General features: G+C 71.4%; 15 protein-coding genes. 6 read left to right on the top strand and 9 right to left on the bottom strand.

Going from position 1 to position 14,899, the window contains the following annotated elements:
- Window positions 1-96: 96 nt before the first annotated feature.
- The 3 genes from K1T35_RS48730 to K1T35_RS07195 are packed head-to-tail and all read right to left on the bottom strand — an operon-like array spanning window position 97 to window position 1,518.
- Window positions 97-222: a hypothetical protein gene (locus tag K1T35_RS48730; protein ID WP_255621670.1), complete on the bottom strand. Its 126-nt coding sequence runs from the start codon at window positions 220-222 to the stop codon at window positions 97-99.
- A gap of 10 nt (window positions 223-232) precedes the next feature.
- Window positions 233-841: a TetR/AcrR family transcriptional regulator gene (locus tag K1T35_RS07200; RefSeq protein WP_220259383.1), complete on the bottom strand. Its 609-nt coding sequence runs from the start codon at window positions 839-841 to the stop codon at window positions 233-235.
- Window positions 838-1,518, bottom strand: a complete 681-nt coding sequence (locus K1T35_RS07195) for an alpha/beta fold hydrolase (RefSeq protein WP_220259382.1) — start codon at window positions 1,516-1,518, stop codon at window positions 838-840. Before K1T35_RS07195 ends, K1T35_RS07200 begins: the two co-directional genes overlap by 4 nt.
- A 111-nt stretch (window positions 1,519-1,629) precedes the next feature.
- Here K1T35_RS07195 and K1T35_RS07190 point away from each other — a divergent pair, with 111 nt between their 5' ends.
- Window positions 1,630-2,601, top strand: a complete 972-nt coding sequence (locus K1T35_RS07190) for a pirin family protein (RefSeq protein WP_220259381.1) — start codon at window positions 1,630-1,632, stop codon at window positions 2,599-2,601.
- Between the two features lie 54 nt (window positions 2,602-2,655).
- Here K1T35_RS07190 and K1T35_RS07185 read toward each other — a convergent pair whose 3' ends face one another.
- Entirely contained in the window at window positions 2,656-3,489 is an 834-nt protein-coding gene (locus K1T35_RS07185) for an SAM-dependent methyltransferase (protein ID WP_255621669.1), read from the bottom strand.
- Between the two features lie 619 nt (window positions 3,490-4,108).
- Here K1T35_RS07185 and K1T35_RS07180 point away from each other — a divergent pair.
- A complete protein-coding gene (locus tag K1T35_RS07180) occupies window positions 4,109-5,437 on the top strand; it encodes an NAD(P)/FAD-dependent oxidoreductase (RefSeq protein WP_255621668.1) in 1,329 nt (442 codons plus the stop codon).
- On the opposite strand, the gene K1T35_RS07175 is transcribed toward K1T35_RS07180, so the two are convergent.
- The 3 genes from K1T35_RS07175 to K1T35_RS07165 form a co-directional block, all read right to left on the bottom strand.
- Entirely contained in the window at window positions 5,434-6,450 is a 1,017-nt protein-coding gene (locus K1T35_RS07175; RefSeq protein ID WP_220259378.1) for a LacI family DNA-binding transcriptional regulator, read from the bottom strand. The two genes, K1T35_RS07180 and K1T35_RS07175, sit on opposite strands and share 4 nt — an antisense overlap.
- A gap of 84 nt (window positions 6,451-6,534) precedes the next feature.
- Window positions 6,535-9,156 carry a family 78 glycoside hydrolase catalytic domain gene (locus tag K1T35_RS07170; protein ID WP_220259377.1) on the bottom strand — a complete coding sequence of 874 codons (2,622 nt, stop codon included), beginning with the start codon at window positions 9,154-9,156 and terminating at the stop codon, window positions 6,535-6,537.
- Between the two features lie 131 nt (window positions 9,157-9,287).
- A complete protein-coding gene (locus K1T35_RS07165; protein WP_220259376.1) occupies window positions 9,288-9,698 on the bottom strand; it encodes a RidA family protein in 411 nt (136 codons plus the stop codon).
- Window positions 9,699-9,779: 81 nt separating this feature from the next.
- On the opposite strand from K1T35_RS07165, the gene K1T35_RS07160 reads away from it, so the two are divergent.
- Window positions 9,780-10,166, top strand: a complete 387-nt coding sequence (locus tag K1T35_RS07160) for a helix-turn-helix domain-containing protein (protein WP_220259375.1) — start codon at window positions 9,780-9,782, stop codon at window positions 10,164-10,166.
- Here K1T35_RS07160 and K1T35_RS07155 read toward each other — a convergent pair.
- Together K1T35_RS07155 and K1T35_RS07150 are read right to left on the bottom strand one after the other, a co-directional pair.
- A complete protein-coding gene (locus K1T35_RS07155) occupies window positions 10,156-10,749 on the bottom strand; it encodes an ABC transporter permease (RefSeq protein ID WP_220259374.1) in 594 nt (197 codons plus the stop codon). The two genes, K1T35_RS07160 and K1T35_RS07155, sit on opposite strands and share 11 nt — an antisense overlap.
- A gap of 85 nt (window positions 10,750-10,834) precedes the next feature.
- A complete protein-coding gene (locus K1T35_RS07150; RefSeq protein WP_220259373.1) occupies window positions 10,835-11,881 on the bottom strand; it encodes a medium chain dehydrogenase/reductase family protein in 1,047 nt (348 codons plus the stop codon).
- Between the two features lie 105 nt (window positions 11,882-11,986).
- On the opposite strand from K1T35_RS07150, the gene K1T35_RS07145 reads away from it, so the two are divergent.
- From K1T35_RS07145 to K1T35_RS07135, 3 genes are all read left to right on the top strand, one after another.
- Window positions 11,987-12,628, top strand: coding sequence for a TetR/AcrR family transcriptional regulator (locus tag K1T35_RS07145; RefSeq protein ID WP_220259372.1), 642 nt, complete (start codon window positions 11,987-11,989; stop codon window positions 12,626-12,628).
- A 140-nt stretch (window positions 12,629-12,768) separates the two neighbouring features.
- Window positions 12,769-13,560: a DeoR/GlpR family DNA-binding transcription regulator gene (locus K1T35_RS07140; protein ID WP_220259371.1), complete on the top strand. Its 792-nt coding sequence runs from the start codon at window positions 12,769-12,771 to the stop codon at window positions 13,558-13,560.
- Between the two features lie 256 nt (window positions 13,561-13,816).
- Window positions 13,817-14,899 carry an ABC transporter substrate-binding protein gene (locus tag K1T35_RS07135; RefSeq protein ID WP_220259370.1) on the top strand — a complete coding sequence of 361 codons (1,083 nt, stop codon included), beginning with the start codon at window positions 13,817-13,819 and terminating at the stop codon, window positions 14,897-14,899.

The raw sequence follows: 14,899 nt of genomic DNA, 5'->3' as shown, positions 1-14,899 counted from the left end.
ATGATCACAGACGTCGGCCTGCCCGCCGCAACCACGAAGATCACCAGATAGGTGCGCCCACGGCCGTATATGACCGGCCATGCGCCGATCTGATGATCATGCCGACGATGCGGCCGCCGGGCCCTCAAGATCGGCGATCCGGTGCACCGACCGCTGCCTGACCCGCAGGCGGCGCACCGAATCGGCGATCTTGCGGCGGGCGAGGCCGACAACCGCGCGCATCTCCGCGTCCCTACACCTCCGGTCGGAACAGCGAGTCGAGGAGGCGGTGGGCCGTCTCCCCCAAGATCGTTCGCGTCGCGGGCGGGTCCTCGGCCCCGGCGATCACGATCCCGGCCTGGACCAGTGCGCCGTACACGAGATGGGTGAGGGCCGGCGCGGACGGCGCCACGATCAGCCCCCGGTCGACCGCGGCACCGAGGCTCGTGGCGAGCAGCCGCCGCGCGCACCGCGGCCGGTCGAGCCGCTGCCACCGCTCCCAGCCGAGCACCGACGGCGCCTCCTGCAGGAGGATCCGCTGCACGGCGGGCTCGAGGCAGGCGTCGAGGAAGACGTCGACGCCCACCGCCAACCGGCGCCGGACGTCGTCGCCCAACGGAGCGCCCGCGGCCTGCACGCGGTCGAAGATGTCACCCTCCACCGCGTCCAGCGCCGCCTCGAAGAGCTGGTGCTTGTCGATGAAGTGGTGGTAGAGCGCGCCGCGGGTGATGCCCGCCCTGTCGACGATCTCCGTCGTGGACGAGTCGGCGAACCCTTTCTCGGCGAACAGGGCGATGGCGGAGGCCACGAGCGCGTCGCGTGTGTGTTCCCCCTGCTCGACCTTGCGGTTGCGGACGGTCACGCGTCCTCCAACAGGAGGCCGGTGAGCGCGCCGGGGGCGGTGACCATCGCGTCGTGGCCGGACTCCAGCTCGACGGTCGCGTACCCCAGCCCGCGCGCCCACTCGCCGAACGGGAACCGAGCCGGCACGCAGAGCACCGCCCGGGCGGGGATGGCGTCCACCGCCCCGGTCAGGCGCGTCGGATCGGCGAAGGTCCGGCGCGGGTGCGGGGTCGACCGCTCCTCGAGCCACGCGACCTGGTCCGGCTCGGTCACGCCCACGGTCGACGCGGGCGGGACGGCGATGACCCCGTCGGTCGCCGCCGCGTCGATCCACTTCCGGAAGAAGTCGGGTGCGAGGCTGTCCATCGAAGCGCCGTCGGGTCCCACCCAGGCGTCCACCAGCACGAGCCGGGCGATCCGGCCGGGCTCCCGGTCGGCGGCCTCGCGCACGACGAGGCCCGCGTAGCTGTGCCCGACGAGCACGACCTCGCGCAGGTCGGCGCCTCGCAGCAACCCGACGACGTCGTCCACGTGCGTGCGCAGGCCGACATCGGGCCGGAGCTCGTGCGCCCGCTCGCCCAACCCGGTGAGCGTCGGCGTCAGCACGTGGTGTCCGGCCGCGCGCAGCCGCCCGGCCACGTCCCGCCAGCACCAGCCCCCGCGCCAGGCGCCGTGCACCAGGACATATGTGGTCATCCCGCTCCTCCCCGGGTCGTGAACGGCCCGGAGCTTACATACGTGCAGCCTGTACGTACAGGCTGCACGTATAAGGTTGACAGATCATCAAGATCTGGGAGGATCGGCGGCGTGAGCAACACCGAGGTGCTCCCTGCCGAACTCAACTGCCCCGGCGGCGAGCCCGGCAGCGGGGCGGTCGAGGTCCTGACCGCCCGCGAGGTACCGCTCGGCGGTCCGAGGGCGATGACGGTCCGGCGCACCCTGCCGCAGCGCAAGCGATCGCTGATCGGCGCATGGTGCTTCGCCGACCACTACGGCCCCGACGAGGTCAATGCCGGGGCCGCCATGGACGTGCCCCCACACCCGCACACCGGCCTGCAGACCGCGACCTGGCTGTTCGCCGGCGAGGTCGAGCACCGCGACAGCCTCGGCACGCATGCGATCGTGCGGCCCGGCGAGCTGAATCTGATGACGGGCGGGCACGGCATCTGCCACTCCGAGGTGTCCACCCCGGGCACGACGAGGCTGCACGGCGTGCAGCTGTGGATCGCCCTGCCCGACGCGCACCGCCACACGAACCGCGCCTTCCACCACCACACGCCGTCCGCGATCGACCTCGGCGGCGCCACCGCCCGTGTGTTCCTGGGCAGCCTCGCCGGCGAGACCTCCCCCGTGCCGACCTCCACCCCGCTGCTCGGCGCCGAGATCGTCCTCGACGCCCACGCCCGCATCACGCTCGCGGTCGAACCCGTCCACGAGCACGGCGTGCTCGTGGACACGGGCCGGGTCGTCATGGCCGGCACGGGTCTGGCGCGGGCGGATCTCGGCTACCTTGCGGCGGGCGCGACGAGCCTGGAGCTGGCCAACCCCGATGGAGCACCGGCGCGGGTGCTGCTCCTCGGCGGCGCCCCGTTCGCCGAGGACATCGTCATGTGGTGGAACTTCGTGGCCCGCAGCCACGACGAGATCGTGGCGTTCCGGGAGGCGTGGGAACGCGAGTCCGACCAGTTCGGCCGAATCGAGGGCTACACCGGATCACCGCGGCGCCTGCCCGCGCCCGCCCTGCCCAACGCCCGGATCACCCCCCGGCGCCGCGGCTGAGGCGGGGCCACCAGGCCACAAGGGCCAGGCTCGCGTCAGGAACCGGTGAACGCGCTAGGGCTTCTGGGCGACCCCGCCGTACTGGTCGACGGGTGACGGCGGCACGACCGTGGGCACGCCGTCCACCACGTCGACGGACCCGAGGTCGGGCCGCCACAGCGAAACCGAGGAGAAGCCCGGCTCGACCCATTCCAGCCCGTCGAAGAACGACGCGACCTCCGCCTGCTCGCGGGCGTGGTAGTGCACGCCGTCGGTGTCGGCGTACGTCTGCTCGGCCTTCCGCCGCCCCTCGCTCAAGGTGGCGTCGCTGATCGCGACGTAGCTGCCCGACGGCACGCGCGCGAGGATCTGCGCGACCAACGACCGGGCCTCGTCGATGTCGTGGATGTGCCCGAGCACGCCCAGCATGAGCACGGCGACCGGCTTGGTGAAGTCGAGGATCTCCTCCGCGCTCCGCATCAGGCCCGCGACGTCGCGGATGTCGGCGTGGAGGTACTTGGTCTCCCCCTCCGGGGTGCCGACGAGCAGCGCCCGTGCGTGCGCGAGCACCAGCGGGTCGTTGTCGGCGTACACCACGCGAGCGTCGGGAGCGATCCGCTGCGCGACCTCGTGGGTGTTGTCCGCGGTGGGCAGGCCGGTCCCGATGTCGAGGAACTGCCGGATGCCCGCCTCACCGGCCATGAAGCGCACCGCGCGCTTCAGGAAGCCACGCGACTCCCGCGCGTTCACCTTGATCTGCGGATAGACGGCGATCACCGCGTCGCCGGTCTCCCGGTCGACGGCATAGTTGTCCTTGCCGCCCAACCAGTAGTTCCAGACGCGTGCGGAGTGCGGGACCGTGACGTCGATCCCGGTGTTGGCGTGTGGGTTCGGCGTCGCGTCGGTCACGGGTCCCATCCTTGTGCTCCGGGTGGCAGGCCTCCACTCCGGCATCACGATCATCCCGGCGAACCCGCGCCACCATGATCTCCTACCGGGGGGACGTCTGTCTGCGACCCCCCGGCCCGCACGCAGCGGAGTGTGCCCGCTCCAGCGGGCGCAGGGCACGATCACGCAGATCCCGGGCCCCGCGAGCCTCTACACCAACGAGCTCATCGACCCGAGCATCCGCATGCGCCGACAGGGCCGGTGACCCGCCCCGGAGAGGGGCCCGAGGCGGGTTCCGCCGACCCACCGGCGGCGGCCGCAAGCAGGTCGGAGACCAAGTCGCCGCGCGACGGCCAACCGTTATCACCGGTCCGGCCGGCCGGAAATGCCCGACCGAGACGGCCTCAGCCCGGGGAACCGGGTGATCAAGGGGCAAGGTCTTCGACCTCACCCTGCCGCTCGTTGGTGGCGCGGCGCTCGTCCTGCTCACCATCTGACAACGCTGCGCCCACCGGCACGGGCAAGGTCCCGGCACGCCGCGGACGCGATTACGATGCACGCGGCATGCCAGGGCTGCCCTGCCGTACACCACGCGGAGATCCGGTCGACTCGCACCTGGACCGGGGCACGGAGGGCAGACGTGAGCAGCACCGAGACAGAGGGCCGCGCGCAGGTCGTCATAGTCGGCGGCGGGTTCGGTGGCGTCCGGGTGGCGAGGGCGCTGGCGCGGGCCGACGTGGACGTCACCCTCGTCGACCGCACGAACCACCACCTGTTCCAGCCGCTGCTCTACCAGGTGGCGACCGGGATCCTCTCCCCTGGGCTGATCGCCCCCGCACTGCGCCGCGTGGTGAAGAAGCAGCCCAACACCCGCACCCTGCTCGCCGATGTCCACGACATCGACCCGCAGGGCAAGATCGTGCGCGCCCTCGGCCCGAACGGGCAGCAACTCGACCTGCCCTACGACTACCTCGTCGTGGCAGGCGGGGCGACGCACGCCTACTTCGGGCACGACGAGTGGGCCCGGTTCGCCCCCGGCATGAAGAGCATCGAGGACGCCCGGATGCTCCGCAGCCGCATCCTCGGCGCGTACGAGCTCGCCGAACTCGCCACCGACGAGGAGGAACGCGACGCGCACCTGACCTTCGTCGTGGTCGGGGCCGGCCCCACCGGCGTCGAGGTGACCGGCCAGCTCGCCGAGCTCGCGCACCACGTGCTGCCCGACGAGTACCGCTCCATCGACACCCGCCAGGCGAAGATCGTTCTGCTGGACGCGGCACCCTCCGTGCTCCCGTCCTTCGCGCCGAAGTTGCAGCGCTACACGCAGCGCCGGCTGGAGAAGATGGGCGTTCACGTCCGGCTCGGCACCACGGCGACCGACATGGACACCCGGTCGATCACGGTCAAGGGGCCGAAGGGCGTCGAGACGATCACCGCCTGCACGAAGATCTGGGCCGCGGGCGTGCAGGCCTCCCCGCTGGCCGCGACGCTGGCCAAGGCCACCGGCACCGCGACCGACCGGGCCGGTCGGATCGAGGTGGATCCGGACTGCAGCCTCCCGGGCGCCGAGGACGTCTACGCGATCGGGGACATGGTCACCACCGTGGACCGGCTACCCGGCGTCGCCCAGGTCGCCATGCAGCAGGGCACGTACGTCGGCCGGCTGATCGCCGCCAGGGTGCAGGGCGATCACACCACCCCCGCCCCGTTCAGGTACCGGGACAAGGGCTCGATGGCCACGATCGGCGCCCGGCAAGCGGTCGCCGACGTCTGGGGCGTCAAGATCACCGGCTGGGTGGGCTACCTGCTCTGGTGCTACGTCCACGTCATGTTCCTGATCGGCTGGGGCAACCGGCTCGGCACCCTCTACAACTGGGTCCGCTCCCTGCGCTATGCCCGTCACCGCGGCCACCGGCTGATCAATATGTCGGCCGCGAAAGCCGTCGAGGAAGGGCGCGGAGCCGCCTAGGTCGACGACCGGACCACGAGCTCGGGAGCGAACACGACCTGTGGCCGGTCCGCCACGTCCGGGACGTCTCCCCCGGCGGCGATACTGGCGATCTCGTCGAAGAGCAGGTCGGCGGCGGCTGCGCCCATCTGGGCGTGCGGGGTCCGGACGGTCGTCAGGGGAACGATCGTCGAGCGGGCGAACTCGATGTCGTCGTAGCCGACGACGGCGAGGTCGTGCGGCACCCGCAGCCTGCCATCGGTCGTGATGCCGTGGATGACGCCGATCGCGAGCAGGTCGTTCGCGCAGAACAGGGCATCGGGGCCCCTCCCGGGATCACGGCCCGCGAGCGCCTCGGCGCACGCGAACCCGGCGGCGACCGAGCGCTCGGGCACCGGGATCACCTCGAGGGTGACGCCGGGAACGCTCTCCACGACCGACAGGGCACCGCGCAGCCGGTCCTCCACCTGGCGGAGACCGAACGACGACGCGACGAAACCGATCCGGCGCCTGCCCTGCTCCACGAGGTGGCGAACGGCCAGCTCACCACCGAGCAGGTGATCGATGGACACCGAGGCCTGCGATGCGACGGTGGCGCGACGCGCGCTCACCACGCTCGCGATCCCCCGGCGGCGCATCCTGGCCAGCTCCGGCTCGACGTCGGTCACCGCCGCGATGATGATCCCGCTGACCCGCTGCTGCTCGAACAGCTGCAGGTAGCTGCGCTCGCGCTCCTGCGAGCCGGTGTCGTTCGCCATCAGCAGGTGCATCCCGCGGCTCGAGACGCGGGACTCGATCGCGGCAGCGACCTCAGGGGTGGTCGCGCTGGCCGGCTCGAACGCGATGTACCCGATCACCGGGCTGACCCCGCGCCGCAGGGTGCGGGCCGCGTCGTTGGGGACGAAGCCGAGCGCCTCGATCGCGTCCCGGATCCGCTCGCGCGTCGTGCCGGAGAGCCGGTCCGGCTTGTGGAAGTAGTTCGACACGGACGCGGGCGAGACGCGCGCGAGGTCCGCCACCTGGCGGATCGTCACCTTGCTCAGGCTGCTCCTTCCAGCGCCGGGCGTTGGCTGCTCATCGTAGTTCGGCCACAGCCCGTTCCGAGGACCCCGACGGCCTCAGCCGAGCAGCCTGTGCCGCCCGCCCTGGAGCGCCGCGTCCGCGTGCCCGGGCAGCCGCACGGTCGCGGTGGCGGTGTCCGGGACCTCGACGGTCAGCTCCCAGTCGCCGCCCGAGCGCCGCCAGGCCACTTCGATCCGGCCGCGGACGCTCGTGTGGGTGATGCGCGCCCAACCGATGCGGTCGTCGACGATCGGCGCGACGTCGAACGTCGCCCAGCCGGGGCTCGTCGCGCGCAGGCCGCCGACGGCCTGCTGGATCCACGCCGCCGCGGCGCCGAGGAAGTAGTGGTTGTGGGAGCGCGCGGTCTCGTCCCACGACTCCATCAGGGTCGCGGCGCCCGCGTCCCGCCACACGCCCCAGCCCGGCCGGTCCCGCCGAGTGGCGACGGTGACGGCGAGGTCGGGACGGCCGTGCGCCGCCAGCACCGGGAGCAGGTGCTTCGCGGCCACGGCGCCGCAGTCCAGATGGCCGCTCGTGCGGTGCTCGATGTCGGCGAACAGGCCTTCGGCGACGGCGGTCACGTGGTCGGCCGGGATGGCACCGAACGCCAGCGGGAGCACGTTCATCGCCTGCCGGTACCCGACGTCCGGGTCCCGGTAGGTGCCGGTGGCCGCGTCGAAGAACCGCCGGTGGTAGGCGGCCGCCACGGTGTCGGCAGCCGCCCGGTACCGCCGCGCGTCGCTCGCCTCCCCCAGCTCGCCGTGGATGTCGGCGGCCCGGCACGCGACGTGGTGCAGCATCATCGTCGCCGTCGGCATCGGCCCCTCGGGGGCGAACAGGTGGCCGGGGGAGAGCCAGTCACCCCAGCTGTGGTGCGGCCACAGCCCGTCGGGTGCGAGATCGAGCAGCCGGTCGGTGTAGGTCCGGATCGGGGCGGCGTAGCGCTCGAGGATCGCGCGGTCGCCGTACTCGCGGTACAGGTACCAGGGGATGAGCACCATCGAGGCGCTCCACGCGGGGTCCGCCGCCCGGCCCCAGTCCGGGGTGGGCACGATCTGCGGGACCATCCCGTGCCCGTCGCGGGCGTCGACGTGGTCGTCCAGCCACTTCCCGAACGACTCCCGCAGGTCGACGTGGTGCAGCACGGCCTCGGTCGCGAGGTGCGCGTCCGCCGTCCAGCCGTTCTTCTCGTAGACCGGGGTGTCGGTCGGGACACCGTGCAGGTTGTTGAGGAACGTCCGGGCGGTGGCGCGGTCGATCCAGGTCAGGGTCTCGTCCGCGCACTCGAACTCGCCGACGCGCGACACCGCCGTCTCCAGCCGGACCGCATGGATCGATGTGACCGTCGCGGAACCGAGAACCTCCACGCCTGCGTACCGGAAGCCCTTGTAGGAGAACCGCGGCTCCCACGTGATCTCCTCGCCGGTGTCGGCGAGGACGAGGCGGTCGACCTGGGCCTCCCCCGCGGCGAGGATGTTCTCGCAGCGGACCGAGCCGTCGGGTCGGCGCCCTTCGGCGTACCGCACGATGACCTGCGCGCCCGCATCACCCACCGCGGTGAGGCGGATCCGGCCCGCCAGCACCTCGCCGAAGTCGTGGACCGCCTGCTGCCCCAGCGCGGTGCTCGACACGGGTGAGAGCAGCTCGGTGCGGCGGACCGGCGGAGCGGTCGCGCGCCGCAGCACCCCGCCAGGGGGCGCCACCGCCAGCGCGGGCTCCCACGCAGCGCGCCGCGCATGGCCGGGGTCGGTCGTCTCGCCCGTGTAGAGCAGGTCGGCCGTCGCCGCGCCATCGGCCGCCTCCCAGTTCGCCCCCGAGGCGACGACGTGCCGCTCCCCTGCGCCGTCGACGTACTCCAGCTGCGCCAGCAGCACCGGCTCGCGATGCCATCGGACGAAGTTCCACGCCCAGGTGTTCGCCCCTCGCGCGGAGTGGAAGCCGCGGCCGAGCTCGGCGCTGAGCGTGTTCTCCCCGGCACGCAGGAGCGGGGTCACGTCGTAGGTGCGGTAGAGGATCGTGCGGTCGTAGGTCGTCTGCGCGGGTTCCAGCACGTCCTCGGTGACCGCTCGCCCGTTGACGAAGAACTCGCCGTACCCGAGCCCGACCGCGCTCAGCCGCGCCTCCCGCACCCCCTCCGGCGCGACGAACGACGTCCGGAAGACCGGGTCGGGGGCGGGCACGGTCTCCACACCGATGGCCCGCACCCCCGGCTCCGGGTTGCCGTCCCGCATGGCCGTCCCCAGCACCGGGAGCGGCGAGACACCGTCGTCGGACCCGGCCGGATCGGGAACGGACAGCGTGCGCCAGCCGATCCGGCCCTTCTCGCCCCGCAGCCGCAGGATGTACTCCCCGGCGCCGACGGGGTCGGGGAGATCGAGGAAGTGGGCGAAGCGGTCCCAGCGGAACGCGCCCTGCTCGACGACCTGGCCGGCCAGTACGGTGCCGTCCCCGCGACACAGCTCGAGCATGCCGCGCATCTCGGTCCCGGGCTCGCCGACCAGGTCGACGCCCACGGCCATCACCGGTCCCGGCGCGGTGAACGTCTGGCCCACCCAGTGCGCCGGCTCGACCCACGCCACGTGGTCGGACGTCAACGACTGCAGGATCCGGCGTGCCGGATCGGTACGCTTGCCGATCCACTGCGCGGACCACTCCACCGGTGGCTCTCCTGCAACCACGAGCGGTCCTCCTCGTCGAGTGAGCGGCGCGGGGACGCTAACAGCAGTTGGAACGTTTCACAACACAGGTGATCTCGGTGATCAGAAGGCGGTGAACCGCTCTACACGTCAAGGACGGCAGGCCCTCGATGTCAGTCGAGGACGGCGAAGGCCTCGACCTCGACGAGCACATCGGGCTCGAACAGGTAGTCGACGCCGATCGCCGACAGCGGCGGCAACGGCCGCGGGATCCCGAGTTCGTCCGTCACGCGCTCGATGCCCGCGATGAAGTCGTCGTACTTCTCGGGGCTCCAGTTCGTGACGAAGAACCGGAGGCGTACGACGTCGGCGAAGGTCGCCCCTGCACCGGCCAGGCCGCGCGCGGTGCTGCGCAACGCGTGCGCGAGCTGGCCCGCAAGGTCGCCGGTCGCGACGGGCTTCCCATCGGCGTCACGCGCGATCTGGCCGGCCACGTGCACGTGCCGAGCACCCGTGCTGACGGAGACGTGGTGGTACGGAACGGGGGCGAACATGCCTTCCGGGGTCAGGAGCTGCACTGCCATGGTTGTCCCTTCGATTCGACTAGCACTAGGTATCCCACGTGTACCTGGTGTCCGAAGGGAACTTCAACGAGACTAGGTGTCGTGCCGGATACCGCTCCCCCACCGCTCGTCGGCCCTCAGCTCACCGAGCGGCACCGCGAGCTGCTCGACCAGGTGCTCGACAAGTGGTCGCTCCAGGTGCTCGACGCCCTGTGCGAGAGGCCGTTGCGCTTCAACGACCTCCGCAGGGCGATTCCCGTCGTGACGCAGAAGTCGCTCACGTCGACCCTCCGGCGCCTCGAGCGCAACGGGATGGTCGAGCGCGTCGTCACGAGCACGCGCCCCGTCGCCGTCGAGTACCGCATCTCGCCGCTCGGACGGTCACTGCAGGATCTGATCGACGCCCTCCTGCATTGGACCACCGTCACGCTGCCCGACGTCGAACGGGCACGTGCACGCTTCGACGACCAGGTGTCGGTCAGCGGGTGAGACGCCGGCTCTCCAGGACGGCCGCGACCACGAACCCGCCACCACCCGCGATGGCGAGAACCCAGAACAGGCTGGGGATGCTGAGGAAGAGGGCGGCGGCCGAGATCAGGGCGAGCCAGGTGCCGAGGCCGTAGTGCAGGAGGTTGCGGCGGGTGGCACCCTCACCGAGGTAGAGCAGGCCCATGAGGAAGCCGGACCAGGTCGGCCAGAGCATCGTCTGCAGGTCGGGCATCTCCAGCTGGGCGGCGAGACCGGTGATGGCGAGGAACAGCGCGATGAAGGCGCTGACCCACGACAGGCCCAGCAGTTTCCCGGAGAGGCTGTCGTGCGGGCCTGCGCCGCGCTGGGCACGGGTGGCGGCGACGCTCGCGAAGACGGTGCCGGCGGCGAGGCCTGCGCCGAGGAGGGTCATCGGCAGCCAGGCGGGCAGGGCGATCAGCGGGTCGGGGCCAAGCGAGACGGCGGCCGCGCCGTGTCCGAGGACGTAGGCGATCCCGAAGCTGGCGTAGGCGGCGCGACTGTCGACGTCGCTGCCGGTGGCGGCGCGGACGGCGGCCGGGACGGGCAGGGCTTCGGTGGTCATGATGTTCTCCGATGTGAAGCGGCCTCGGTCGCTGCCCGGCCGACGTGGGCGATTCGGTGGTGCAGGGCTCGGCGTCGACGGACGGTCAGAGGTGCGGGACGATGACGACCTTGCCGGTGACGGTGCGTGACTCGGCCAGAGCCAGTGCCGATCCGGCCTCCGACAGCGGGAACCGCGCGGCGACCTGCGCGGTGAGCACACCGTCGGCCAGCATGCGCAGCACCGTGGTGAGGTCCTCGCGCAACCGGGCCCGGAAGGCGTCGCGACGGCGCAGGCCGGCCCAGAAGTTGTAGAACCGCGCCGACCTGCCGTTGGGCAGCAGGTTCCACCACATCAGCCGGGCGAACAGCTTCAGCACCGGCAGCCGGGAGTTGCCCTCGTCGTCCTTGGTGGCCGCGGTGCCATAGGACACGAGCGCGCCGCCGCGGCGCAGCAACCGCCAGGACTCGACGATCCCGGCGCCGCCGACGTGGTCGAACACCGCGTCCACCCCGCCCGGCGCGAGCTCGCGGATCCGCCGGTACATGTGGGGATCGCGGTAGTCGACCGGGGTCGCGCCCAGCCCGCGAAGCACCGCGTGGTGCCGTGCGGAGGCGGTACCGATCACGGTGATCCCCGCGTGGCGGGCGAGCTGCACCAGCGTCGTGCCGACGCCGCCGTTGGCACCCAGCACCACGATCGTCCCCCCTGGCCGGACCCGGGCGATGCGGTGCAGCATCTGCCACGCCGTGATCCCGTTGACCACAACGGTCTCGGCGTAGGCCGCGTCCACGCCGTCCGGCACGGGCACGAGGTCGGCGGCGTCGATCAGCTGGTGGGACGCCCAGCTCCCGATCTTCGTCACGGCGGCGAACCGCCGGCCGACCATGCCGGGATCCACGTCAGGCCCGACGGCGGTCACCGTGCCGACCACGTCGTAGCCGGGCACGAACGGGAACGGCGGTTGGTCGTAGTACTTGCCGAGGCGCATCTGCTGCTCGGCGAACGACACGCCGGTCGCGTCCATGCGCAGGACGGCCTGGCCGGCGGCCGGAGCCGGAAGCTGACTGTTGCGCACCTGCAGGCCCTCCGGCTCGACCTTGCCCGGCAGGACGATCTCGGTGGTCTGCGTGGTGACGGCGGTGTGGTCCATCCCCTGACTCCCTTCACGCTCGTGAACTTACAGCCGTAAAGATACGCTCGTTACCTGAGCCGCGCAAGGTGAACGAGAGTAAGTTTTCAGGTGTAAGATGAAGGCATGCCCGAGCAGCCCGCCACAACGGCCATCCGCACCCGCAACCGCCGCGGCGAGGGTTCGCGGCTGCGCGACGAAATCGTGAGCGGAGCCGTCGCGCTACTGGACGAGACCGGCGACGAGACGTCGGTGACGCTGCGGGCCGTCGCGCGCCGGGTCGGGATCTCCGCACCGTCGATCTACCGCCACTTCGCCGACCAGCCCAGCATCATGCTGGCCGTCGTCGAGCAGGCATTCGACGAGCTGGAGGTGGAGCTACGGGGCGCGCGGGAGGCCGCGGGCAATGATCCCCGGGCCCGGCTCTTCGCCGTCTGCACCGGTTACCTGGAGTTCGCGCGGAAGCGCCCCGGGCGCTACCGCACGATGTTCGGCGGGCTCTGGATGCCCGACCTGGAGGCGAGCTCGCTGACAGAGGCCGACATGCAGGCGCTGGGCCAGGGCAGCATGCGGCTGCTCGCCGAGGTACTCGGCGACTGCGTCGCCGCGGACATCGCCACCAGCACCGACCTGTCCGCCGACGCGGTGGCGTTGTGGGTGGGGCTGCACGGGCTGGCCCACCAGCAGTCGGTGACCGTCAGCTTCCCGTGGCCCGCGGACATCAGCGAACGCCTCGTCGTCGCGCTGGCGCATCTGACGGAGGCATGAGGAACGGCTCGCCACGTCGGAGGCGCAACCTTCTTCCAACGTCCCGCTGACCGCAGGTGCCCCGAGCTGACGGGTAGTGACAGCCCCTGCTATAACGAGGACCAGATTCAACATCGCAGCGGGTCAGGTGGTCGGAGAAGATGCTCATCGCGGAGCGGCGGCGTCGCATCCTCGACCACGTACGCCTGCGCGGGTACGCCTCGTTCCGGGACCTCGCGGACGTCGTGGGCATCTCGGAGTCGACCGTGCGTCGCGACCTCCGCGTGATGGTCGCCGAGGGCCAGCTGGGCGCCACGCGCGGCGGCGCCGTCCAGATCGACCGCGCCGTGCCGGACCAGGCACGCGGGGGTCCCCCGGTGGACCCCGTGGCGGCCGAGCGGGCGGCGATCGCGGCCCGGGCCGCCGAGCTGGTCGAACCCGCCAGCGCGATCCTGCTGGGCCCGGGCCGGACGACGATGCGGCTCGCCCGTTGCCTGACCGGCGTCGAGCCGTTGACCGTGATCACCAACTCGGTGCCGGTGACCAACGCCCTGCTCGACGTCGAACACGTCGACCTCGTCGTCGTCGGCGGCACGCTCGGCCGGTCGATCGCGGCGTTCGTCGGTCCGCTGACCGAGCAGAGCCTCAAGGGTCTGCGCGGCGCACAGGTGTTCCTCTCGGGCGAAGGGGTTACCGTCGATCGCGGCCTGACGACCCCGAACGTCTTCGCCGCCGCGACGGACATGGCGCTCGTGGCCGCCGCCCGCCAGGTGATCGTCCTGGCCGACCACACGAAGCTCGGCCGCGACACCATGTGCCAGACCGTGCCGACCCAGCGGATCGATGTGCTGGTCACGGACTCCTGCGCCGACCCGGTGGTGGTGCAGGCACTCACGGACGCCGGCGTGCACGTCGTGGTGGCAGACCACGAGCTCGTTGCTGGCTCGTTGTGAACTGATCTGCCATATTTCGACACGCCTGTCGGCAGCCCTGACCGGCTGGAGACGCCAGACGTACTGCGCTCGTGACCGGGAAAACGATCGTGAGCTGGGCGCATACGTCTCGGATCCGTCACGGGCGTAGTTGCAACTCTTGACAGCTGGCCGCCGGTAGGCGCTAGCATTTCGCGCAACTTCTTGTCATGTTCTGTCACAACGCGGCAGGTCGACTCGGACCGTTTGCTCCACCCAACGAAGGGAGAGCTCTCCGATGGATCGCTCGAGGCGGCTCGGCCGCACCAGCGGGGCGGCCGTCGTCGCCCTGCTCCTGCTCTCGGTCAGCGCCTGCACCAAGAGCGCCGACAGCGGCACGCAGCCGGTGGGCAGTGCCGCTGAGCAGCAGGTCCAGGCGACCGCCAGCGCCGGCGACGGCGGCTGCACCGCGGAGAGGTACAACGGCGGCGTACCGAAACAGGACCTGGGGAGCATCACGGTCGGCTTCGCTCAGTCGGAGAAGGAGGCCAACCCCTTCCGGATCACCGAGACAGAGTCGATCAAAGCAGCGGCCGCCGAACGGGGCATCAACCTGATCACGACCAACGCGCAGTCGGATCTCAACAAGGAGATCGCCGACATCCAGAGCATGATCGCCCAGGGTGCCAAGGCGCTGATCATCTCCCCGCTCAACTCGGAGGGCCTCGACCCCGCGCTCAAGGCCGCGCAGGACGCCAAGGTCCCGATCATGACGATCGACCGGCTACTCACCTCCAAGACAGCGTGCGTGGACTACATCGGCTGGATCGGCTCGGACTTCGTCGAGCAAGGCAAGCGGGCCGCCGACGCGCTGATGCAGGCCACCGGCGACCGGGGCGAGGTGGCGATCCTGCTCGGCGCGTCCGGCGTCAACGTGACGGTGGACCGGACCAAGGGCTTCAAGGACCAGCTCGCCGCCGAGAACTCGGACCTGAAGGTGGTCGCCGAGCAGACCGCGGACTTCACCCGGGAGAAGGGGCGCACGGTCACCGAGCAGCTCATCTCCGCCAACCCGGGAATCACCGCCATCTACGCGGAGAACGACGAGATGGCCCTCGGCGCCGTGGCGGCGCTGCGGGCGGCCGGGAAGAGTCCCGGTGACGTCAAGATCGTGACGATCGACGGGACGAAGGGCGCGGTGCAGGGCGTCGTCGACGGCTGGATCTCCGGGGTGATCGAGTCCAACCCGCGGTTCGGGCCGCTGGCCTTCCAGGCTCTCGAGGACTTCTACAGCGGCAAGGGCGTGCCGGCGAAGACCATCATCTCGGACAAGGAGTACACCACGGTCAACGCGTCCGCCGAGCTCGCCAACGCCTACTGA

It is taken from the genome of Pseudonocardia sp. DSM 110487 (genome assembly GCF_019468565.1).
Lineage (GTDB): Bacteria > Actinomycetota > Actinomycetes > Mycobacteriales > Pseudonocardiaceae > Pseudonocardia.
This window is presented reverse-complemented; position numbering and strand designations above follow the sequence as displayed.